The sequence below is a fragment of the Melioribacteraceae bacterium genome (assembly GCA_030584085.1).
Taxonomy (GTDB): domain Bacteria; phylum Bacteroidota; class Ignavibacteria; order Ignavibacteriales; family Melioribacteraceae; genus SURF-28.
Window position 1 is genome coordinate 1,960,459 of sequence record CP129490.1, and the last position, 22,337, is coordinate 1,982,795.

A 22,337-nucleotide genomic window follows, 5' to 3' on the forward strand; every position below is an offset into this window, starting at 1 on the left:
ATGGGTAAGCGACGAGGGATCGTCGCTTTACAGAAGTTTAATCGATCCAATCGATTGAAGAATCTTTTGATATTCAGTATCAAAGAAATTTTTTCGGGAAGTGTATTCGAATTGAATTATCTCATTAAATTTATTCTGGAAAACAATTCTCTTTGATACGATTGTTCCTCTATCTATAGAAAATTGCGTGAATTTTATTCCGTCTTTACTAAATTGATCGATTTCATAATCTGTTTCAATACTCTTTTTTGATACTAATATTTGGGAATAATAATTCATCACACTCGGATTGTTAACTAACGAATCGGGAGGAATAACTTTACCTAAACTCAAAACCGAATTTGTAGAATCATCAAAGTAGACGTAACTTGGACTAAAAATAAAATCACCATCAAATCCTTTGGTATTTCCTCTTCCTTCAATTCTTTTCGAAATCTCTGTATTTCGCAAATCCCATTTTATTGGCGAGGCAAAAGTAATTCCTAGATCAAAATCGGTTGTTTTGGGAGATAAAAATGAGTTTTCCTGAGAGAAGAATATTTTTGATGGGATCTTGTCCTCATCACAAGAACTAAACAATAAAATGAAAAGTAGTGTAATTAATATGTAAAAATATCGTTTCACATTCGTATCAAAATTAGAACTAAATATAAGAATATTTTTTTGATATTGACTTGCCGGAAGTTAATTTATAAGTTTCAATCAAACAAATAGGTTATTTATGCAGCATTACAAAGATTTCCATAAAATAACCGGATTAAAATCCCTCAAAAGTTACGTAGTTTCCCGCTTCGAACACGTATTCTAATCCTCATAACATAAGTACCAAATTCAATTAGTTCTCACGATTTACAAAGAATTAATTCTTTTTATTTATAAAAGCGGAGTAAATATGAACAATGAAACTCTTAAACAGAGCGAAGAAATTGTAAAAGCCGAAGATGTTCACAAAATTATCAGTCAAAGAATGTTAGCCGATGGAATGAAATTAGTCCTTGATTTGGAAAACAGCCATGATTTAAAAATAGTCGATTCAAGAAACGGTGATGAGTATTTGGACATGTTTTCATTTTTTGCTTCTTCCCCACTTGGATTGAATCATCCAAAATTGAACAACGAAGATTTTATTAGCAGAATCGGAAAAGCAGCATTGACAAAACCCTCAAACTCTGATGTTTATACAAAAGAAATGGCTCACTTTGTTAAAACATTTAGTGAAGTAGCCGTGCCGGATCATTTCAAACATTTGTTTTTCATCGCCGGTGGTTCACTCGCTGTCGAGAATGGATTGAAAACTGCATTCGATTGGAAAATCCGAAAGAATTTTGAAAAAGGTTATAAAGAAGAAAAAGGAACTCAAGTAATTCATTTTAAGGATGCATTTCACGGTAGATCAGGTTACACAATGTCATTAACCAATACCGATCCGAATAAGATAATGTACTTCCCGAAATTCAATTGGCCGAGAATAACAAATCCAAAAATCAAATTTCCATTGGATGATAACTTAAAAGAGATAATCAAGTTAGAAGAAATTGCGATAAATGAAATTTATGAGGCAATTAAATATAACGAAGATGATATTGCTGCAATTATTGTTGAACCGATTCAAGCAGAAGGCGGTGATATATTCTTTCGAAAAGAATTCTTTATAAAACTAAGAGAAATTGCAGACGAGAACGATATCATGTTGATGTTTGATGAAGTTCAAACCGGAATTGGTCTGACCGGCAAAATGTGGGCTTATGAACATTATGTAAAACCGGATATAGTTGCTTTCGGGAAAAAAATGCAAGTCTGCGGAATTATGGTAAGCGACAGAGTTGATGAGGTCGAAAACAATGTCTTCCATAAATCAAGCCGAATAAATTCCACTTGGGGAGGAAACTTAGTTGACATGGTTCGTTCACAGAAATTCTTAGAAATTATTCATGAAGAAAATCTGGTTGAAAATTCAAAAGTAGTTGGTGAATATCTACTACATAACTTGCAAGAATTACAAATTCAATTTCCGGAATTGGTTTCACAAGCACGCGGACTTGGATTAATGTGTTCGTTTGATCTCCCGACTCCGGATATAAGAAATAAATTCCTCGATGAATTGTACAATAATAAAGTTCTTATGTTGGGTTGCGGGAAAAGATCGGTAAGATTCCGTCCACCTCTAAACGTTGCCGAAAAACATATTGATGAGGCGGTAAGTATCATTAAAAAAGTACTTGCAAAGATTTAACTGAAGAGATTCCCGCTTTCGCGGGAATGACATAAAATATTAGTCATCCCCACATATTTTTAGTGGGGATCTTTTTTTTACGTAGCGACAAAAACATTATTCTATTCCCTTTTTTTATATTCACTCTGTGAAAAAATATTTTATTGTTTTAATAATTCCATACTGTTTATTCTCTCAACCGCTTGATGAAAGCGTCAGCAAGTTATCGGAATATATTATCTCACCGCATTTTGAAAATATAATAAGAGTCAATAATGATATTGATGCATTGGATTCATTGTTTATTGAAGCAGTTAAATATCAGAATGGTGATGTTTCTGAAGCTTTGTTAACTATCGCATTTTCCGCATTGGCTTTTCAATATTTACCGATCCAAGTCCCCATAATTGGCTTGAAACTTAATCTACCACTATCTCATGTTGACGAAAAGTTATTTCAAAAAAAAATTGATAATCTACCTAAAAACCTATTCTTTAATTCACCGAAAAGTAAATTCGGTGATAAAGATAAAATTGCTCATTTCTTTGGAAGTGCTTATTTATCTAACACGGTAACTTTATTCAAACTTTCCAAATTTATGGGTATCTTTGTTGAGTTTTTTGAAGCTGCGTTTAAAGTAGAGGGTTTTCTTGATTACCGCGATATGAAAATTAATAATCTCGGGGAACTATACGGAATTGCGCTAAGAGAAAATCAAAACTTGTTGCCTTCAGAAATATTAAGAGTTTATAATTTATTTTACTTTCGACTAACCAACTGAGTTATATATGTCAACAATATTAATTATCGATGATGAACGAGAGATATGTGAAAGTATTAAAATGATTCTGGAATACGAAGATTATGAAGTAGATTACACAACATCATCAAATGAAGGAATAATAAAGTTAAAAGACAGCGAGTACGATGCTCTTCTGCTTGATATCCAAATGCCCGAGAAAAACGGATTTGAAGTTTTAAAATGGATTCAAGACCAACACATTTCTATTAAAGTGATAATGATCTCCGCACACAGTAGTTTGGAAAATGCAATTAAAGCAACAAAATTGGGTGCATTCGATTTTGTAGAAAAGCCAATTGATCGTGATAAGATCTTAATTAGCGTACGAAATGCCGTTGAACAATCATCTTTGCTAAAAGAAAATAAAAAGCTTAAGGATGATCTTGGAGATGAAGATAATATTCTGGGTTCAAGTCCCGCCATAAAAAATATCTTAGATACTATCAAAAGAGTTGCACCAACGGATGCAAGAATTTTAATAACCGGTGAAAACGGTACGGGGAAGGAACTTGTCGCAAGAGCTATTCATAAATACGGAAGCAGAATCAAAAAAGAATTAGTTGAAGTGAATTGTGCCGCAATTCCAAACGAGTTAATTGAATCGGAATTATTTGGACACGAGAAAGGTTCATTTACCGGCGCAATAAAACAAAGAATCGGAAAATTTGAGCAAGCATCAGGCGGTGATCTTTTCTTGGATGAAATCGGGGATATGAGTATTCAAGCGCAGGCAAAAGTTTTACGAGCAATCGAAGACGGTAAAATTGAACGTGTCGGTGGCGGTACCAAAATTTCGGTCGATGTAAGAATAATTTCGGCTACAAATAAAGATCTCAAAAAAGAAATTGAAGAAGGTAATTTCCGTGAAGATCTTTTCCATAGATTAAATGTAATTCCGATTAATATTCCTCCGCTTCGAGAACGAAAAGAAGATATTCCAATTTTGATCGAACACTTTACAAAGAAGATTTGCGAAAAAAATAAATTCCCGCATAAAAAATTCGATAAAAAAGCCATTGAACTTTTTGAAAAATTACCATGGACCGGTAATGTTCGTGAACTTCGAAATTTAGTTGAACGGATTGTTATTATGGTACCGCAAGAAGAAATTGGCGAAAAGGAAATTATAAATCTTATTCCCCATTCTGATTCAAAAATGGATGATATTTTGAGTGTTACAAATTCTTTCCAAGAATTTAAGGAAAAAGCAGAAAGAGCTTTTATCTTGAAACAACTTGAAACAAATAGCTGGAACATTAGCAAAACCGCAGATGTTTTAGGAATTCAAAGAAGTCATTTATACAGCAAAATGAAAAAATACGAAATTGAAAAAGGGAGCGACTAATGAGCACCATTTTTTCAAAAATAATTAACAAAGAAATTCCGGCGGATATAGTTTATGAATCAGATTCGGTTTTAGCTTTCCGTGATATCAATCCAAAGGCACCTGTTCATATTCTAATTATACCTAAGATTGAAATTCCTAAAGTCACAGATATTAAAGGTTCGGAGCATGCTCGATTATTGGGAGAAATGTTTGATGCAGCAAATAAAATAGCTGAAGATCAAGGAATTTCAGAAAATGGTTTTAGACTTGTGATGAATTGCGGAAATAACGGTGGACAGGAAGTTTATCATCTGCATATGCACTTACTTGGAGGCAGACAAATGAATTGGCCTCCGGGTTGAGAGGGCATAAATTTGCAATTAAAAGCCCAACCCCGATTAATCGGGGTTGGGTTTTTGCATATTATTTCAAAGCTTTATCAGCTATATCAGTCCGGTAGGTTATTCCTTTAAAATTAATTTTCGATAAGGCATCGTAAGCTATTTGTTTAGCTAATGTTAAATTGTTTTCTTTTATAAAAGAAGTAACACCTAAAACACGTCCGCCATTTGTGACAACTTTATCATCTATTTTTTTAGTGCCAGCGTGATATACTATTATATTATCTTGCCTTAAGTCCAATCCGGTAATCCCAAATCCTATTTCATATTTATCGGGATAACCTTTGGAAGCGGCGACAACACAAACAGAACTTCCACCATTATAATTAACCGATGATTGATCAATCTTTCCAATCGCCGCAGAATACAATAATTTTAGAAAATCACCTTCAAGAAGCGGGAGCACACATTGTGTTTCAGGGTCTCCGAATCGACAATTAAATTCAATTACTTTTGGTCCTTCGTCTGTTATCATCAAACCACAATACAGACATCCATTAAAAAGTCTGTCTTCAATCGCCATTGCCTCAAGTGTCGGAGAAATTATTGATTCTTTTATCTCTGCCATCAAAGAATCTGTAATTAAAGGAGCTGGGGCGTATGCTCCCATTCCACCGGTATTTTTTCCTTGATCACCATTTAATGCTCGTTTATGGTCTTGCGATGGTGGTAAAACAAAATATTCCATTCCGTCGGTGAGAACAAATACCGACGCTTCTTCACCCTCGAGAAATTCTTCAATTACAATTGTATGTCCGGATTCACCAAATATATCTTCTTCAAAATATTCATCGATTGTCTTAACTGCTTCTTCTTCAGAATTACAAATTGCAACACCCTTTCCGGCAGCTAAACCACTTGCTTTAATTACAGTGGGATAAGTTGTTTTATCTAAATATCTTACAGCTTTATCTTTCTCATTCTTCGTGAATACTTCAAAATCTGCGGTTGGAATTGAATATTTTTTCATTAATTCTTTCGAAAAGGATTTATCTCCTTCAATCATCGCTGCATATTTATTCGGGCCGACAACTGGGATTTCGTACTTTCTTAATTCATTTGCTAGCCCATCAACTAAAGGCTGCTCCGGACCAATTACAACCAAATCCACATTGTTTGCTTTGCAGAATTCAACTACTTCCCTTTTTTTATTAATATCCAATAAAACCAATTCTGCAAACTTTTCTATACCGGGATTACCGGGAGCACAATATAATTTTGTAAGTTTTGGACTTTCCGAAATTTTATAAGCAAGAGCGTGTTCCCTACCACCGGAACCGATCAGAAGTACATTCATTATTCGGCCTTCAGATAAAATTGAAATTGCTTTGCGAGTTGTTCAGTCAACTTAATTCGGTTATGACGATTAACATATTCTTCATTTGCTGTCGGTAAATTTCCTTTTTTGTATAACTCATTTATCCTAATCAACGAATTCATAATTGCATCAATATCATCAGGTGGTACTATAAACGAAGCTCCATACTCTTCTAAAGCTGTTTTTGCTGCACCGTCAGGGACACAACCTAAAACCGGTTTGCGTGAACCAAAATATTCAAATAATTTACTTGTCGAGATTGTCTCTGCACTCTGAGTTTCTCCAACCATCATCCATAAGACATCGCTTGAAATAATTCTTTGAACCGCATCCTTGTGGGATAAATATCCATGATCCTTTACAAATTCTTGCAAACCTAATCTATTCACTAGTTGTTGATTCTCTTTCCTAAAATAACCGACAAAATGAAGCTCGTAGTTCGCCGCAATATCAGGGCGTTCTTGCGATAATTTCTTAAATGCTTTAATCAAATATTTAGGTGTAATATTCTCATAAAAGATTCCAGAATATGTCAGAATTAATTTATTATGGGGTTTGGGAATCGGAACTGATTTCTCAAAATCTTCCGGATCAAAACCGTGCGGATAAATCACAACATCGTCAAATGTAAGGAATTGATATTGTTTAATTAATCTCTCTTTAATTCTCCTATTTATCACAATTACTTTGTCAGCTGCTTTAAGAGATTCATACTCTAGTTTCTTGTGCTGCATTTTATGATAAGGTGTAGGCATGAATGAAAACTGATTCCCAAACCATAGATCGCGGTAATCAACTATTAAGGGAAGATCAAATTCCTTTTTTAATTTTGCCGCAGTTACAAATGACGAAAAAGGCGGACATGTTACATAAATAATGTCGAACTTTTCGTTTGACAAAAGTTCTTTGCCTTTTTTATATGCCGAATTGGACCATCCAATTTTATTATCGGGTATGAAGAAAAATTTACTAAGATTACTCAGAGTTTTCCTAATGATTTCTCTTGGAATCTTAACGGTTTTCTTTTTCCCAACATGGTTTGGACCGCTTCCATCTGTCCTTACAATTTTTAATTCTGCGTTTTCGGCTTCTTTTAATAATTCATAATCATGAGCATAATAAGCTGTATCACCGGCGGTAAGTATTGTCGGTTCCCAATTGAATTGTTTTAGATATTTAGCAAATTTTAATGAACGCTGCACGCCGCTTAATCCCATTGGCGGGAAATAATATGATATAAAGAGAACTTTGAACATATAGAGAATTATTCCTATTTAACTCGATAGTTTGGTGCTTCTTCGGTAATTACAACATCATGCGGGTGACTTTCACGTAAACCGGCATTGGTAATTTTTACGAATCTACTTTTGGTTTTTAATTCCTTGATATTCTTAGTACCGCAGTAACCCATTGCTGCTTTTAATCCACCAACAAATTGATGAATTGTTTCGGATAATGGACCTTTGTAAGGTACTCTTCCTTCGATACCTTCAGGGACTAACTTTTTGATGTCATCTTCCATGTCTTGGAAGTATCTATCTTTACTGCCCAATTTCATTGCTCCGAGCGAACCCATTCCGCGATATACTTTAAAAGTTCTTCCTTCAAATAAAACTTTTTCTCCGGGTGATTCATCAACACCAGCAAACATTCCACCCATCATCACAGTATCCGCACCAGCTGCAATAGCTTTTGCTACATCGCCGGTTTGTTTAATTCCGCCATCGGCGATTATTGGAATGTTTTTTCCTTTCATCGCTTGTGCTACCTCCATTACCGCGCTTACTTGAGGAACACCGACACCGGCAATTACTCTTGTTGTACAAATCGATCCGGCACCGATCCCGACTTTAATTGCGTTCACGCCAGCTTCAACTAAAGCTTTAGCCGCTTCTTTTGTAACAATATTACCGGCAATTAGTTGTAAATTTTTATGTTTTCTTCTGATTGATTTAATCGTTTTTAATACACCTTCCGAATGACCGTGTGCTGTATCGACAATAATTGCATCACTTCCGGCATCAATCAATGCTTGAACTCGATCAAGTGTATCTGCTGAAACTCCAACAGCGGCTCCGACTCTCAATCTGCCCATTTCATCTTTACATGCATTTGGGAATTTCTTTTTCTTTGCAATATCTTTAAAAGTAATAAGCCCAATCAAAATTCCGTTTCCATCAACTACGGGGAGTTTTTCGATTCTGTACTTCTGTAAAATTTTTTCTGCTTTTTCTAATGTCGTTCCTTTTGGAGCAGTGATCAGATTATCTTTTGTCATTACATCAAAAACTTTTTGTTTGATGTTGGGCTCGAATCGCAAATCACGATTTGTGAGAATACCAATCAGTTTATGTTTATCATCAACGATCGGAATTCCGGATATTCTATATTTAGCCATCAATTCAAGTGCATCTTCTATTGTTCTATCAGCTTTTAACGTAATGGGTTTATTAATCATCCCGCTTTCAGAACGCTTCACTTTGTCAACTTCTTCGGCTTGTCTTGCAATCGATAAATTTTTATGAATAATTCCTATACCACCTTGCGCTGCCATTGCAATTGCCATTCCGGATTCGGTCACTGTATCCATTGCTGCCGAAAGAAAGGGTATGTTTAATTTAATATCCGGTGTGAGATATGATACTATATCAACTTGTCTTGGTAATACTTTTGACTCTGCGGGAAGTAAAAGAATATCGTCAAAGGTCAATCCTTCATATGCAATACGTTTGGAATCCATCTAAATCTCCTTATATTAAAAAGACCGCATAAGCGGTCTAAAAATTAGCTATCGTATGCAGCTAATCCGGTAACATCCTCACCAATAATTAAAGTATGCATTTCATGTGTACCTTCATAGGTATAAACAGATTCAAGATTTGCCGAGTGTCTCATAACTGGGTACTCATCAAGGATACCATTTGCACCGAGAATTTCTCTTGATATACGAGCAATCTCTAATGCTTTTTCACAATTATTTCTTTTTGCCATCGAGACTTGAGTATGTTTTAATTTGCCTTCATCTTTCAATATAGCTAATCTATGATTTAGTAACTGAGCTTTTGTGATTTCGGTCAACATATAAACAAGTTTAGCTTGAGTTAGCTGGTAACCGGCAATCGGTTTACTGAATTGAACTCTTGATTTTGCATAGTTCAATGCGGTATCGTAACATGCCATCATTGAGCCTGTAACTCCCCATGCAATGCCATATCTTGCTTGGTTTAGACACATTAGTGCGGATTTTAGACCATCTGATTTTGGTAATAAATTTTCTTCAGGAATAATGACATCTTGTAAAATTAATTCTGAAGTGACCGATGCTCTCAATGAATGTTTGCCTTTCATTTCCGGTGCACTGAAACCTTCGGTTCCTTTTTCAACCAAAAAGCCTCTCACTTTTCCATCGAGTTTTGCCCAAACAACGGCAACATCAGCAAGTGTTCCGTTTGTAATCCACATCTTTGCGCCGTTGAGTTTATAACCACCGTCAACTTTTTCGGCTTTGGTTACCATTCCGCCGGGATTGGATCCGTAATCAGGTTCGGTTAATCCGAAGCAGCCGATTTTTTCTCCGGCGGCTAGTTTTGGAAGCCACTTTTCTCTTTGTTCTTCAGAACCAAAAGTATAAATTGGATACATTACGAGAGCACTTTGAACCGAAGCAAAACTTCTAACACCGCTGTCACCTCTTTCGAGTTCTTGCATTGCAAGTCCGTAAGCAACGTTGTTCATTTCGGCACATCCGTATTTTTGCGGAAGTGTCATTCCGAAAACTCCAAGTTCACCGAGTTTGGGAATTAAATCCATTGGGAATGTACCGTCTTGATAATGCTTTTCAATTACCGGTATAACATTATCATCTATAAATTTTCTAACTGAATCACGAACTAATATTTCTTCTTCGGATAGAAGATCTTCTATATTATAATAGTCAACACCTACGAATTTTTGCACAAGGGAACCTTTCTTTTGGGAAAATTTGAATCAACAAAGTTAATAAGAATTTAGAAATTTTATCAAATTATTTACTGATCATCTTCTATTAACTCATCCACAATTTGCCTAATAATATCCGATGAATAACCTTTCCCGCTTAGATAAGAATAAAGTTTTTGTTTTTTTTGAAACGGTTCTAATTCTTTTCGATTAATTGATATCATTTTTTTCTCGGCTAATATTTTAGCGTTCTCAAGCAATGAATCATCACCTTCGTAATCGTATAATAATCTGTCAATAATCTCACGTGAAACACCTTTAGAAAATAGATCAGCTTTAATTTTCATTAATCCTTTTTTCTTTTTAAGACCTTCCTCAATAAATCTCTCCGCAAACTCCTTATCGGATAAGTAACCTTTATTTTTAAAATCGTCTAGAATAGGTTTGATTTCTTCTTTTGTGTGTCCCTTCTTCATTAATTTGGTTTGAAGTTCAAACGAGGAGTGAAGGCGGCGTGAGAGTAAGAGTAATGCGGAGTTCTTTAGATTAAATTCTTTTTCAGTATCAAGAATTGATTTTAATTGTTGGTCGGAAAGCTCATCATTTTTACGAAGGCCGCACTTTACAACAACTTCATAGTGCAGCCTTAATTTTTCTTCTGTATCAAGAGTTACGGTTACATAATTATTTTTTTTAACGAGAGATAAGATTCTCATTCAATTTATTTTTTACCTTTTGAGGGTTTTTCCTCTTTTTCTTTTGGCGCTTCAACTTTTGGATCGTCTTTTAACATTCCTAAATGCTTTTTAACTTCCAAATCAAGTTTCTTGTAGGCCTCTTCATTTTCAACTAAAAACTGACGGAATTGTTCTCTGCCTTGGTATCTATCTTCGCCATAAGTGAACCATGCACCGCTCTTTTTAATTATGTCGGCATTTGTCGCGATGTCAATTAAATCTCCGGTCTTACTAATTCCCTCGTTATAAAGAATATCGAATTCAACTTCTTTAAATGGTGGAGCAACTTTGCTCTTTACAATTTTTACTTTTGTCCTGTTGCCGATTACATTTTGTCCGTCTTTTATTGCTGCAATTCTTCTGATATCCATTCTGAGAGATGCATAAAATTTAAGTGCGTTTCCACCTGTTGTTGTTTCCGGGTTTCCGAACATTACACCGATTTTACTTCTCAATTGATTTGTGAAAATAACCACAGTTTTAGAACGATTAATTGCACCGGTTAATTTTCTCAAAGCTTGAGACATCAATCTTGCTTGAACCGCCATGTGAGGATCACCCATGTCTCCTTCAATTTCGGCACGAGGTACAAGTGCGGCAACCGAATCAATTACAATTATATCTAAAGCGTTTGATCGAACAAGTGTATCGACAATTTCTAGAGCTTGCTCACCATAATCAGGTTGAGATAATAAAAGATTCTTAACATCAACATGCAATTTTTTAGCATAGCCAATATCAAGGGCATTTTCGGCATCAATAAATGCTGCTAGTCCGCCACGTTTTTGTGCTTCGGCAATTATGTGCAAACATAATGTTGTTTTACCGGAAGATTCGGGTCCGTAAATTTCAACAATTCTTCCGCGCGGTACACCACCAATTCCTAATGCGTAATCGAGTGAAATTGATCCGGTTGGTATTGAATCAACGGGATTGATAACCCCATCGCCCAATTTCATAATTGTACCTTTTCCATACTGCTTTTCAATATTGGAAATTGTATCGTCTAAGATTTTCATTTTAGCATCTTGTTCTGCTGACATTGTTCCTCCATTTAACTTAATTCAAAACTTTTTATTGTATAATAGACCGATCCGGTCGGCTTCAAATCACTTTTCATCAAAGATATGGTTTTGGCAGTAAAATTTATAGGTTGAATTTTTGTTTGAGTCATTTTTTCTAAAATACTAATTTTCTCATTTCCTTTAATACGAAGAATAGTCAAATGCGGATTAAACTTTCGTTTCTCTTTTTGAAATCCAAATTCAGCACACGCATTATCAATTTTGTTATGCAAACTTTGCAAGTAAATATTATGTTCCAAACCAATCCAAAATATTTTTGGAACTCTCTCTCTGTAAAACATCCCGAATCGATCAAATGATAATTTTATTTCCTTTGTAGTTCCGGAAATGTTTTCTAGATGGCTATTTATTCTGGGAATTAAATCGACTTTTGTATCACCAAGAAATTTTAGAGTTATGTGATATTTATCTTTCCCTTCCCACTTTGCATCTTTAGCTGAATAAAGATGATTTCTTAATTCAATAATTTCTTCAATTGTTTCATCTGGAATATCCAGAGTAATAAACAATCTATTCGTCATATGGAATACCGAGAAGATTTCGTCTAACCATTTCTAATGCGGCTTGAGCTGTTCTATCTTTATTTAATAATCTATCATCCCCAAAACGAAATTCTTTTGCAGTGCACAAATTATCGTCACAGATTCCAACATATACTAGACCGACCGGTTTGTTTGGAGTTGCGCCTGTCGGGCCCATTATTCCGGTGACACTCAAACCAATATCAGAACCTGAAATTGCTTTGACACCTTCAGCCATTAAACGAGCAACTTCTAAACTAACAGCACCATATTTTTGAAGCAAGTCTTCATCCACTCGAAGTATTTCTACTTTTGCTGCATTGCTGTATGCAACTACTCCTCTATCAAAATAAGAACTGCTTCCGGAAACATTGGTTAATCTGCTTGAAATCAATCCACCGGTACATGATTCTGCAACGGCGATTTTAATTCCTCTATCAACCATTAATCTGCCGATGACTTCTTCTATTTTTTCATCATCTTTTCCATAAATATATCTGCCCGCAATAGCTCTAATTCTCTGTTCCAATTCAGAAAGTTTATTTTGTGCATCGACTTCTTTAGATGCTTTTACTGTCATCCTGAGTTTAACGCCAAACTGATTAGGAAGGAATGCAAGTTTCGATCCGTTTAATAATTCGTTGATATTACCTAGTTTTTCATAAAGGTGGGATTCGGCAATTCCGGTAGTCATTAAATTTTTTATTATGGTGAATTCTTTTCGTTCACCTAGAATTACATCCAATTTTGGAACAACTGATGAGATCATCATCTCTTTCATTTCATAAGGAACTCCGGGCATTACAACAAATATCTTCTTACTTTTCTCAATCCACATTCCGGGTGCGGTTCCTCTTGAGTTACGTATTACTTCAGCAATTTTAGGAACGAGTGCTTGCTGTTCATTAGATTCTGTGACTTCTCTCCCTCTTTTCTTGAAAAGTTGTTTTATGTCGTTTAGTACATCTTCATTTTTAATTAAATCGGATTTAAAAAACTTTGCAACACAACTTTTTGTGACGTCATCGTGTGTGGGGCCAAGTCCGCCAGTAACAATAATCAAATCAGAACTCTTATATGCTTCGTTAAATTCATGCATAATAGTTTCTTCATCATCACCTATAACAATTGATTTGATAACGTCAATTTGTAAATTAGTAAGTTGCTCACCAATGAAACTAACATTCGTGTTAACCGTTTGACCGATTAGTATTTCATCACCAATTGTAATTAGACATGCTTTCATAAATAACCTAATGACTTCGTTATTGAACAAAATAAATTAGTATATGCATCAATATAAGAGTATAAAACCCGGCAATAACATCATCCATCATAATTCCCCATCCCCCTTTTAATCTCTCCGATATTCTTGCGGGAAAAGGTTTAATAATATCTAATAATCTCCATAGGACAAACGCAATACTTATAAATAAAATTGACTTGGGAACAAAAATTAAACTTATCCAAGTTCCGGTAACTTCATCAAGTGTAAATTGTCTCGGGTCTTTGCCGTACACTTCTTCAAATTTTGGTCCTAGACTAACACCCAAGACAAAAGAAATTGAAATTGCTAACATGAGTAAAGTCGGATTCTCAAAACCGGGTAGCAAATATATCACTAAAGCAACCAAACTGCCAAAAGTACCCGAGGCATATTTAATATAACCAGTGAAAATTACCGATCCAATAATTTTTTCAAATAGATTAAGTTTCACTGTTGAATAATTTCCTAATCAATTTGCTATTAATAAATAGGTAATTAAGTCCGGAATAGGCTGTAAAAATTGTAATAACGAACATCGTCCAATAGATTAAGCTACTATCTAATAGAAACGAAAATAAACTGTGATAATCTGAGACAAGTTCCGGGAAAGTACTGAATGTATAAACAAGAAGCAGATAATAAAGAAAAATCATCTGGGAAAATGTTTTGATCTTTGCTAGACGAGTTGTAGTAAATTTTATTCTCCGGTAATCGGCATAAATTCTTAAAAGAGTAACAATTAAATCACGAGCGACAATTACTATAACCATCCACAAGGCAAGTATATCTATAAAAACAAAACCAAAGAATGCAGCTGATGTTAAAATTTTATCAGCCAGGGGATCCATAAACTTTCCCCAATTGGTTATGTAGTTAAATTTTCGTGCAAGCCAGCCATCGTACCAGTCTGTTATTGCAGCAATTATAAACACTACAAAAGATATTCTAATCAATACGGGATCACCGGTCAAAAATAGATACAAGAATACCGGAGTAAGAAGAATGCGGAGTGTTGTTAATTGATTTGGTAGTACCATGTATTGATATAATCTATGTGGCTAATTTTTTCAATTGATTGTATTCGTATATGCCGGTATTATGTCCGTCCTTCCATTTTATTCCTAACGCATAACTACCGACTGTCTTTATTTCTGCAATCTTTAGTTGATCTTCTAAAAATACTTGAAGCATTGAATTACTATGATGTTCTCTAAATTGATTACAATATGCACACGGACAGTTACGTCTCAGTATATTCAACTCAATTGAAGTGGATGATTTATCATCCCAATTAATTATTAAGTATCCATCCTTCAATTCAATTTTATCGGGACTCATAGTTTTATTTATAATTCAATACCGGTTAATTTATAAAGCGCTTCTCTGTATTTTGCCGAAGTGTTATTAATTACATCTTCGGGTAATTTTGGTGGCGGAGGCTGTTTATTAAAATTGATCGAAAGTAAATAATCTCTCACATATTGTTTATCGTAACTATCTTGAGCACGACCCGGTTCATATTTATCCAAAGGCCAGAAACGAGACGAATCAGGTGTAAGCAGTTCATCAATAATTATTATTTGATCTTCGTAAATACCGAATTCCATTTTTGTATCGGCAATGATTATGCCTTTTGTTAAAGCATATTCGGCAGCTTTAGAATAAATCGCAATTGCTTTTTCTTTAATGATATCGTAATAATCCGGTCCAATTAGTGCCCTTGCTTCAGACTCAAATATATTTTCATCATGATCACCAATTTCAGCTTTTGTTGAAGGAGTAAAAATCGGCTCAGGTAATTTATCCGATTCACTTAATCCTTTCGGAAGTTTGATTCCGCAAATTGAATTATCCTTCATATAATCATTCCAACCGGAACCGGAAATATAACCTCGAACAATACATTCCAGAGGAATTAATTCCGATTTCTTAACTATCATAGACCGGTCTTCTAAATCATTCAAATATGGTTTACATGAGTGAGGATAATCAATAATATTTGTAGCTAAAATATGATTATCGATTATATCCTCAACAAAATTGAACCAGAACTCCGAGATTTTTGTGAGAACTTTTCCCTTGTAAGGAATTCCGTCATTCAGAATAACATCAAATGCAGAAAGTCTGTCCGAAGAGACCATTAAAAGAGAATCACCAAGATCATAAATATCTCTAACTTTCCCTTTTTTGAATAATTTTAGCTCTTTGAAATCGGTTTGAAGAATGATTTTTTCCATGTCAATTCGATGATTTTATTAAATATTAAGAAGAAAGTTAATTAAAAATTGGGTAAGAGAGAACTACTCAAAAATTAAATTTATCTGTGAAAGATTATTAATTAATTCAATCGATTGAGATTTTCTTGCAAAAGGTATCAGCATCACTTATTTTCAAAAATTGTTTTTCAAAATTCCTAAAAAATCTGAGGTATAATGGCTACCGAAAAAATTAGTATCAAAGAATTCCCTCGTACTTTTTGGATTGCAAACACGATGGAAATCTTCGAAAGAATGGCATGGTATGGATTCTTTGCGGTTTCCTCTCTTTACATTACCGGTGCGGTTGAAGACGGCGGTTTAGGTTTTACCGATGAAGATCGAGGTGTTTTACAGGGGGTCGTTACTTTTTTCCTCTATTTGTTTCCCGTTGTTTCAGGAGCATTAGCCGATCGATATGGTTTTAAAAAACTTTTATTTACAGCTTTCGCGATTTTAGTTCCCTCCTATTATTTACTTGGTCAATTAAAAACATTTCCGACATTCTTCTTTGCATTTATGCTTGTTGCATTGGGTGCCGGAACTTTCAAACCCGTCATTGTAGGAACCATTTCAAAGACTACAAATGAGAAAACCGGTTCGATGGGATTTGGAATCTTTTACATGATGGTAAATATCGGTGGTTTTCTCGGGCCCGTGGTTGCCGGTATTATGCGAGCTATTTCATGGGAATATGTATTTCTTGCATCATCAATTTGGATTGGAATTAATTTTATTTTCGTCACATTGTTTTACACAGAACCCACAACCGAAAGCACTTCTGCTAATCCCCGTTCATTAAAGAAAGTTTTCAACGATATGGTAATTGTTTTAGGCAATGCAAGATTTTTCTTATTTGTATTCGGCTTATTGGTAATTCTTGTAATGGGTTCCAAATTTACTTCAACCGGTGCAATTACATGGACGGCAATTACAATCCTTTCATTCGTCTGGCTTATTATTAACTTGGGATATGATTTCATCCTCCATTCTCGTAAATCAAGAAGTGCTACTTGGTTCACTTCACCGATGAAACTAGCCGATTGGAGATTTGCACTTTTCTTGTTACTTATGTCAGGATTTTGGACAGCATTTAATCAAATATTTTATACTCTGCCATTATACATTCGTGATTTTACAGACACTTCCGATTTATTCGGATTTCTCTATAGCGCTTTGGAATCAATCGGATTAGTAACTTGGGCTGATTCTCTTAATGCCGGCATGGTTACACCCAATCAACTTAATCCTGAATACATTATAAATATTAATGCGGGTGGAATTGTTTTATTTCAAGTAATTGTTTCTTATTTCGTAACAAGACTAAAACCATTTACAACAATTTTTTGGGGAACGATTATAACCATTTTCAGTTTTATTATTCTGATTTTTGGAACCACAGGTTGGATTGTTGCTGCAGGTATTTTAGTTTTTTCTTTTGGCGAAATGATGGCAAGTCCGAAACAAAAAGAATATACCGGAAGAATTGCACCACCGGACAAAGTTGCTTTATACATGGGATATTTTTATTGGGCGGTTGCACTCGGTAATTTATTTGGTGGAATTTTATCAGGTCAAATGTACGCTGCATTTGCAAGAGATATGCAAAGACCGGATATTATGTGGGCTATTTTTGCAGCACTTGCAGCTTTAACTGCTCTTTTAGTTTTCCTTTATGATAAATTTGTTATTCGAAGAAAAAATTAAATTAGATCCCCGGGATTAATATTATTTCGGGGATTTTTTCCGGAGGATTTATGAAAGTTTATCAATTAATCGGAATCATTGGTATTCTTCTTCTATTGATTTGCAGTTTTTTACCTTTAGCTTATTTAGGCGATGGAGTTATAACAATCGCACCAATATTTGATAATTATGATTTAGAAAAAAGCATGTGGGTTTGGAAGGATATTTCTGCATTCGCAATTACTTTTTGGATAACAATTATTTTGTGTGTGTTTCTGTTACTCAAAAAATATAAACCGGGATTTCTTATCTCGGCTTCACTAAATCTTGCAGCAATCCTTTTTATTTATTTTTCTATTTGGCTGACTTCATTAAAAGTAGAAGAATTCGGAAATGTAGAATTTGAAATTTGCTATGTATGGATACTTTTATTAGTTGGATATGTGCTATTATTTTACAGCGGATTAAAAATTCAAAAGAACTAAAATTGGGTTGATTAATTGTCATCGCTTTTAATCAACCCAAAATTGTATTACTTACATTCACTTTCGTATATTTTTCCGTTAATAATTACACCGCAGCAATGTGTTGTATATTCAAACGGATCACCATCATAAATTGCAATATCGGCATCTTTACCGACTTCCAAACTTCCAACTTTGTTATCGATTCCCAAAATTTTAGCAGGATTAATTGTTATTGTTGCAAGCGCTTCTTCGAAAGTTAAACCATTTGCCGCAGCTATTGCTGCTTCGAATAATATTACTCTGGACTTTGGAACATATGATTCATATCCACTCTGAATTGCGTAAAGAATTTTATTATCCTGGAAAAGTTTAGGTGTATCATAGGACAAATTTTTCGTTCTTGACATCATTGGATGTAAAAAGAACGGCAATTCTTTATTTGTAAGTTCATCAATAATTAAATACGACTCGGCTGCACCATCGAGTATGAGTTTGAAGTTAAATTCTTCTGAAAGTCTTATCGCAGCGAGTATATCGATCGCACTGTTTGCGGTAATTACCGCCGGAACATCACCTCTTAATATTTTTGAAAGAATTTCATTTCTAAGATTAACTCCTTTTTTCTCCTTGCTTTCCATGTATGTCTTTGCTTCTTGAAATGCCGATCTAAGCATTGCAATTCCTTTCGGTCTGCTTCCCGGTTTTTTAAATTGTCCGGAGACATCTGAACCAAGACTAAAAACAACCGCAGAGAGAGTATCAAGAATATCATTTTTCATATCACCTGTAGTCTTGATTATCATCGTTTGTCCACTTGATAAACCACCTGGAGCATGTCCGGTATTTATTGTTGTCACTCCAAATTTTCTAATCCAACCTAGCAGTTCTTCTCTTGGGTTGAAAGCATCAATTGCACGAAGTTCGGGTTGAATCGGATCAGAAGTTTCGAGTTGATCTTGATCATGTTTTTGATTGTAAATTCCGGCTAAACCTACAACTGATCTTGCATCAACCAAGCCCGGTGTAACTACCTTGCCTTCTACAACTTCGAAACCTTCGGGAATTTGAATTTCTGATTGAGAACCAACAGCTATTATTTTTCCACTTTCGGTTAATACAACTCCATTATCAATAACTGAACCTGACATTGTATAAATCTTCTCACCTTTAACTGCAACTTGTGAGTAAAGAGAAGAAGTGATTATCAAAATAAATGTTACTAAAAATATTTTTCTCATCTCTCTAACTCCTCATCAATATGAATATGACCCTCTCTTGGATAAACCATATAACCACCTTGAGCATATTTATAATCTTCATCAACAGTTCGATCAAATACCTTTTCACCATCAATCCAAGTTTGTTCGATTTTTGTATAAACACTAAACGGATCACCGGATAGAATTATAAAATCAGCATCTTTACCCTTTTCTAACGAACCGACTCGATTATCTAGATCAAGCATTCTAGCGCCGGCAATAGTTAACGATTCAATTGCACGTTCTTTGGATAATCCCGCACGAATGGCGAGTGCCCCGGAACGTAAAAACATTCTTGAATCCGTAATCCAATCATCTGTGTGTAGTCCAAAATCAACACCGGCTTTATCAAGAGTAACCGGTGTATCGAAACTCAAATTTATTGCTTCAAGTTTACCACCCGGAGAATCAATCATTATCACCGAAGCGTGAACACCAGCTTTTGCAATTTCATCGGCGACTTTCCAACCTTCGCTGACATGCTGCAATACAACTTTAAAATCAAATTCCTCTTTTAGTCTTAGAACTGTCATTATATCATCAGCTCGATGTGTATGAAAGTGAATTGTTCTTTCTTTGTTAAGTATTTCAACAATAGGTTCTAATTCAATATTTCTGGGTGGCATTTTTTCCGGATCATCCTTTGCCGCTTCAACTTTATTTTTATAATCAAGAGCTTTGTAAAATAGACTTCTAACAATAGCTGCTGACTTTCCTCTCGTTCCGGGAAATGGTGAATTACGGATTGAATTTGTTCCGTTAGCCATTTTCATTCCACCACAGATGCCATTTAATAAATCTTCACAGAAAACCATTTCATTAACAGTCTTAGCTTTCTTTGATTTTAAATAAACCGTTTGTCCGCTCATTAAATGTCCCGAACCCGGCATAATATTTAACGTAGTAATTCCACCGGCTCTTGCCCGTCCAAACGTTTCATGATTCGGGTCTATTGCATCAAGAATTCTGATATCGGGATGTGTCGGTGAATCACTGTCGAATCCCCAATCAAGACCAATGTGAGAATGAGTATCAACCAGACCTGGCATAATTGCTTTACCTTCTAAGTCGTAAACTTCAGCATCAGCAGGAAGTTTAAACATTCTTTGATCACCTACATAGTTAATCAATCCGTTTTCGATAACTAGGACACCGTTTTCAAAATGTTCGCCTGCTGCTGTATAGATTTCAGCATTCTTGAATACTTTTAGATTTGATGCAGTGACCACTGATGCCATCATAAACACCAGAAAAAAATATTTTTTCTTTTTCATATCACCTCAGGTTATAAATTGGATATAAGATCGATTAAAATAAGAAATGAAGTTTGACTTTCAAAGATGAGAAGTGAAGAAATAAAACGGACAACCGAAACGTGTTGTCCGTTAGTTATTATTTAATAAGAAGCATTTTTTTTGTCGAGATAAAATTATTTGCTACCATTCTGTAATAATAAACGCCTGAAGCGAAATCTGATGCATTAAAATTAATATCGTACTCACCAGCTGCCAGATGCCCATCAAACAATTTTTTTACTAACTCGCCATTTTGATTAAAAACTTCTAGCTTAACCGCCGAGAAATATTTAACAGAAAAATTAATTACAGTTGTTGGATTAAACGGGTTGGGATAGTTTTGATACAACTCAAATTTGTAAACTAATTCATCAGAGTTGACGTCTGTAATAGTTGTAATCTCTGCCTCATTACTATATTCTGATTCAGTATCAGAATTAATTGCGGAAATTCTATATTTATAATTTGTAGATTCTTCAATTTCCGTATCAATGTAATTGACATCATCTTTATCTAATTCAGCAATTTCAATCCAGACTTCACTTGCTGACCAGCGATCTAGCCTAAAACCAGTATGATTAGATGAATTAGTTATCCATGATAGGCTTACTTCCTCGGAAGAATTTTGAACTGCAGTTAAGTTTGATGGCGGCTCAATTCCGTTTTCTTTCACTAAATCCATACCTCCGGTAATCATTGTACCGCTAAAGTCCATTGTAAAGGTACTTTTTAAACTGTCTGAAGTCAGAATCCCTGCACCGGTCATCAGCCCAACTGAGGGATTTACAGGATTATCTTCCGCAGTTCCGGAAAATTCACCCGTTGCAAAAAGTATGTTACCGTTTATATCACCCCAGATTTCGTGTGTTAACGATATTGTTGCCCCGGAATCATTATAAATTACTTCTTCTATAAATGTATCTATTGAGGATTGTCCGAGAGCTGTGCCACCAATATTAAAAGTAGCAATCACTTTTTGCTGACCTTCATCAACCACAATTAATATTTGAGCATCACCGGTGCTCAGAAAGAAATCATTAATCCAACTTCCAGTCCAGGTACCACTTAATGAATTTATGTTTTTGATTTGTGAGAACAGAGATAAGGTGAGCAAGAAAAAGAAAAAATAAATCATCTTCTGCTTCATATTGCACCTCCATAAAAATGATGTGAATTTAATTTAGTATTGATTTTAAATGGATGCAAGGTTTTTTTATTGGACAAAAAAAAAGCTGTCAAAATTTGACAGCTTTTTTAGAATAATTTTAAAAGGTTATTCCATTATTGCGTAAGGTCCATCATCGGTCATAGTTAATGTGATAACAAAATATTCACACAAATCAATATTTGACCAAACCGCAGAACTTCCGTCAGCTGCTACGGCTTTAATATCCCAACCACAATCTTCATAACCCTCAAAATATATGTCGCATTCGTCACCTGCACCAAGTACATCAACTGTAAGGACATCTTCTCCCCAAGTTGCTTGCGATGCCGGTGAAATGTAAACGTAAGAAATTACAAAATCAGTTCCGTTTACTAAAGTAAAATTTTGTTCTTGCGAAAATGAAGATGATACAACAAACAGAAATACAGCGACAGCCATTAAGAATTTTTTCATAAGACCCTCATTAAAATATTGTTAAAATTTTTTTTGGAATAATTTATTATTCAGGTGGAAGGGAACGAATAATAATAAGGACAATTTAACTGATTTACAATCAATTCCAATATGTTTTTTTTATATATTACAAAAGATGCTGCGA

General features: G+C 34.8%; 23 protein-coding genes. 6 read left to right on the forward strand and 17 right to left on the reverse strand.

The annotated features are described in order from the left end of the window. Positions 1 to 27: 27 nt before the first annotated feature. Entirely contained in the window at positions 28 to 624 is a 597-nt protein-coding gene (locus QY331_08935; protein ID WKZ68078.1) for a hypothetical protein, read from the reverse strand. A 268-nt stretch (positions 625 to 892) separates the two neighbouring features. On the opposite strand from QY331_08935, the gene lat reads away from it, so the two are divergent. From lat to QY331_08955, 4 genes are all read left to right on the forward strand, one after another. Further along, entirely contained in the window at positions 893 to 2,233 is a 1,341-nt protein-coding gene (lat, locus tag QY331_08940; protein WKZ68079.1) for an L-lysine 6-transaminase, read from the forward strand. A gap of 127 nt (positions 2,234 to 2,360) precedes the next feature. Next, positions 2,361 to 2,993, forward strand: coding sequence for a hypothetical protein (locus QY331_08945; protein WKZ68080.1), 633 nt, complete (start codon positions 2,361 to 2,363; stop codon positions 2,991 to 2,993). 7 nt (positions 2,994 to 3,000) lie between these two features. Next, complete coding sequence (locus tag QY331_08950) at positions 3,001 to 4,359, forward strand: sigma-54 dependent transcriptional regulator (protein WKZ68081.1); 1,359 nt, start codon at positions 3,001 to 3,003, stop codon at positions 4,357 to 4,359. Then, positions 4,359 to 4,703, forward strand: a complete 345-nt coding sequence (locus tag QY331_08955; GenBank protein WKZ68082.1) for a histidine triad nucleotide-binding protein — start codon at positions 4,359 to 4,361, stop codon at positions 4,701 to 4,703. The genes QY331_08950 and QY331_08955 overlap by 1 nt, the downstream gene beginning before the upstream one ends. 61 nt (positions 4,704 to 4,764) lie before the next feature. Here QY331_08955 and purD read toward each other — a convergent pair whose 3' ends face one another. From purD to QY331_09015, 12 genes are all read right to left on the reverse strand, one after another. After that, complete coding sequence (gene purD, locus QY331_08960) at positions 4,765 to 6,039, reverse strand: phosphoribosylamine--glycine ligase (GenBank protein ID WKZ68083.1); 1,275 nt, start codon at positions 6,037 to 6,039, stop codon at positions 4,765 to 4,767. Next, the gene (locus QY331_08965; GenBank protein WKZ68084.1) at positions 6,039 to 7,316 is read right to left on the reverse strand and encodes a glycosyltransferase family 4 protein; all 1,278 of its coding nucleotides are present in this window, start codon (positions 7,314 to 7,316) and stop codon (positions 6,039 to 6,041) included. Before QY331_08965 ends, purD begins: the two co-directional genes overlap by 1 nt. A 14-nt stretch (positions 7,317 to 7,330) precedes the next feature. Next, positions 7,331 to 8,800: an IMP dehydrogenase gene (guaB, locus tag QY331_08970; GenBank protein ID WKZ68085.1), complete on the reverse strand. Its 1,470-nt coding sequence runs from the start codon at positions 8,798 to 8,800 to the stop codon at positions 7,331 to 7,333. Between the two features lie 44 nt (positions 8,801 to 8,844). Beyond that, positions 8,845 to 10,017 (reverse strand): acyl-CoA dehydrogenase family protein, encoded by a 1,173-nt coding sequence (locus QY331_08975; GenBank protein WKZ68086.1) that lies wholly within the window; start codon positions 10,015 to 10,017, stop codon positions 8,845 to 8,847. Between the two features lie 71 nt (positions 10,018 to 10,088). Beyond that, positions 10,089 to 10,715, reverse strand: a complete 627-nt coding sequence (locus QY331_08980) for a regulatory protein RecX (GenBank protein WKZ68087.1) — start codon at positions 10,713 to 10,715, stop codon at positions 10,089 to 10,091. A gap of 5 nt (positions 10,716 to 10,720) precedes the next feature. Continuing rightward, on the reverse strand, positions 10,721 to 11,779 hold the full coding sequence (gene recA / locus QY331_08985; protein WKZ68088.1) for a recombinase RecA: 1,059 nt from the start codon (positions 11,777 to 11,779) through the stop codon (positions 10,721 to 10,723). Between the two features lie 11 nt (positions 11,780 to 11,790). Beyond that, complete coding sequence (gene thpR / locus QY331_08990; protein ID WKZ68089.1) at positions 11,791 to 12,342, reverse strand: RNA 2',3'-cyclic phosphodiesterase; 552 nt, start codon at positions 12,340 to 12,342, stop codon at positions 11,791 to 11,793. Next, on the reverse strand, positions 12,332 to 13,588 hold the full coding sequence (locus QY331_08995) for a competence/damage-inducible protein A (GenBank protein ID WKZ68090.1): 1,257 nt from the start codon (positions 13,586 to 13,588) through the stop codon (positions 12,332 to 12,334). The genes thpR and QY331_08995 overlap by 11 nt, the downstream gene beginning before the upstream one ends. Positions 13,589 to 13,607: 19 nt before the next feature. Beyond that, on the reverse strand, positions 13,608 to 14,060 hold the full coding sequence (locus tag QY331_09000; protein WKZ68091.1) for a phosphatidylglycerophosphatase A: 453 nt from the start codon (positions 14,058 to 14,060) through the stop codon (positions 13,608 to 13,610). Continuing rightward, the gene (gene pgsA / locus QY331_09005) at positions 14,050 to 14,646 is read right to left on the reverse strand and encodes a CDP-diacylglycerol--glycerol-3-phosphate 3-phosphatidyltransferase (protein ID WKZ68092.1); all 597 of its coding nucleotides are present in this window, start codon (positions 14,644 to 14,646) and stop codon (positions 14,050 to 14,052) included. The genes QY331_09000 and pgsA overlap by 11 nt, the downstream gene beginning before the upstream one ends. Before the next feature lie 13 nt (positions 14,647 to 14,659). Next, a complete protein-coding gene (locus QY331_09010; GenBank protein WKZ68093.1) occupies positions 14,660 to 14,947 on the reverse strand; it encodes a DUF971 domain-containing protein in 288 nt (95 codons plus the stop codon). Between the two features lie 8 nt (positions 14,948 to 14,955). Continuing rightward, complete coding sequence (locus tag QY331_09015) at positions 14,956 to 15,846, reverse strand: phosphoribosylaminoimidazolesuccinocarboxamide synthase (GenBank protein ID WKZ68094.1); 891 nt, start codon at positions 15,844 to 15,846, stop codon at positions 14,956 to 14,958. A 195-nt stretch (positions 15,847 to 16,041) separates the two neighbouring features. Here QY331_09015 and QY331_09020 point away from each other — a divergent pair, with 195 nt between their 5' ends. Both QY331_09020 and QY331_09025 read left to right on the forward strand, forming a co-directional pair. Continuing rightward, the gene (locus tag QY331_09020; protein ID WKZ68095.1) at positions 16,042 to 17,571 is read left to right on the forward strand and encodes an MFS transporter; all 1,530 of its coding nucleotides are present in this window, start codon (positions 16,042 to 16,044) and stop codon (positions 17,569 to 17,571) included. A 50-nt stretch (positions 17,572 to 17,621) separates the two neighbouring features. Further along, positions 17,622 to 18,035, forward strand: a complete 414-nt coding sequence (locus QY331_09025) for a hypothetical protein (GenBank protein WKZ68096.1) — start codon at positions 17,622 to 17,624, stop codon at positions 18,033 to 18,035. A 47-nt stretch (positions 18,036 to 18,082) separates the two neighbouring features. Here the strand turns inward: QY331_09025 and QY331_09030 are convergent, their stop codons facing one another. The 4 genes from QY331_09030 to QY331_09045 all read right to left on the reverse strand — a co-directional run bounded on the left by QY331_09030 (position 18,083) and on the right by QY331_09045 (position 22,192). Continuing rightward, positions 18,083 to 19,255 carry an amidohydrolase family protein gene (locus QY331_09030; protein WKZ68097.1) on the reverse strand — a complete coding sequence of 391 codons (1,173 nt, stop codon included), beginning with the start codon at positions 19,253 to 19,255 and terminating at the stop codon, positions 18,083 to 18,085. Next, a complete protein-coding gene (locus QY331_09035) occupies positions 19,252 to 20,550 on the reverse strand; it encodes an amidohydrolase family protein (GenBank protein WKZ68098.1) in 1,299 nt (432 codons plus the stop codon). Before QY331_09035 ends, QY331_09030 begins: the two co-directional genes overlap by 4 nt. 118 nt (positions 20,551 to 20,668) lie before the next feature. After that, the gene (locus QY331_09040; GenBank protein WKZ68099.1) at positions 20,669 to 21,718 is read right to left on the reverse strand and encodes a T9SS type A sorting domain-containing protein; all 1,050 of its coding nucleotides are present in this window, start codon (positions 21,716 to 21,718) and stop codon (positions 20,669 to 20,671) included. 126 nt (positions 21,719 to 21,844) lie between these two features. Then, a complete protein-coding gene (locus QY331_09045) occupies positions 21,845 to 22,192 on the reverse strand; it encodes a hypothetical protein (protein ID WKZ68100.1) in 348 nt (115 codons plus the stop codon). Between the last annotated feature and the right edge of the window lie 145 nt (positions 22,193 to 22,337).

Coding starts and splice junctions, on each gene's coding strand:
- lat (WKZ68079.1), top strand. CDS start 893: ATGAACAATGAAACTCTTAAACAGAGCGAAGAAATTGTAAAAGCCGAA.
- QY331_08950 (WKZ68081.1), top strand. CDS start 3,001: ATGTCAACAATATTAATTATCGATGATGAACGAGAGATATGTGAAAGT.
- QY331_08955 (WKZ68082.1), top strand. CDS start 4,359: ATGAGCACCATTTTTTCAAAAATAATTAACAAAGAAATTCCGGCGGAT.
- purD (WKZ68083.1), bottom strand. CDS start 6,039: ATGAATGTACTTCTGATCGGTTCCGGTGGTAGGGAACACGCTCTTGCT.
- QY331_08965 (WKZ68084.1), bottom strand. CDS start 7,316: ATGTTCAAAGTTCTCTTTATATCATATTATTTCCCGCCAATGGGATTA.
- guaB (WKZ68085.1), bottom strand. CDS start 8,800: ATGGATTCCAAACGTATTGCATATGAAGGATTGACCTTTGACGATATT.
- QY331_08980 (WKZ68087.1), bottom strand. CDS start 10,715: ATGAGAATCTTATCTCTCGTTAAAAAAAATAATTATGTAACCGTAACT.
- recA (WKZ68088.1), bottom strand. CDS start 11,779: ATGTCAGCAGAACAAGATGCTAAAATGAAAATCTTAGACGATACAATT.
- thpR (WKZ68089.1), bottom strand. CDS start 12,342: ATGACGAATAGATTGTTTATTACTCTGGATATTCCAGATGAAACAATT.
- QY331_08995 (WKZ68090.1), bottom strand. CDS start 13,588: ATGAAAGCATGTCTAATTACAATTGGTGATGAAATACTAATCGGTCAA.
- pgsA (WKZ68092.1), bottom strand. CDS start 14,646: ATGGTACTACCAAATCAATTAACAACACTCCGCATTCTTCTTACTCCG.
- QY331_09010 (WKZ68093.1), bottom strand. CDS start 14,947: ATGAGTCCCGATAAAATTGAATTGAAGGATGGATACTTAATAATTAAT.
- QY331_09015 (WKZ68094.1), bottom strand. CDS start 15,846: ATGGAAAAAATCATTCTTCAAACCGATTTCAAAGAGCTAAAATTATTC.
- QY331_09020 (WKZ68095.1), top strand. CDS start 16,042: ATGGCTACCGAAAAAATTAGTATCAAAGAATTCCCTCGTACTTTTTGG.
- QY331_09025 (WKZ68096.1), top strand. CDS start 17,622: ATGAAAGTTTATCAATTAATCGGAATCATTGGTATTCTTCTTCTATTG.
- QY331_09030 (WKZ68097.1), bottom strand. CDS start 19,255: ATGAGAAAAATATTTTTAGTAACATTTATTTTGATAATCACTTCTTCT.
- QY331_09035 (WKZ68098.1), bottom strand. CDS start 20,550: ATGAAAAAGAAAAAATATTTTTTTCTGGTGTTTATGATGGCATCAGTG.
- QY331_09040 (WKZ68099.1), bottom strand. CDS start 21,718: ATGAAGCAGAAGATGATTTATTTTTTCTTTTTCTTGCTCACCTTATCT.
- QY331_09045 (WKZ68100.1), bottom strand. CDS start 22,192: ATGAAAAAATTCTTAATGGCTGTCGCTGTATTTCTGTTTGTTGTATCA.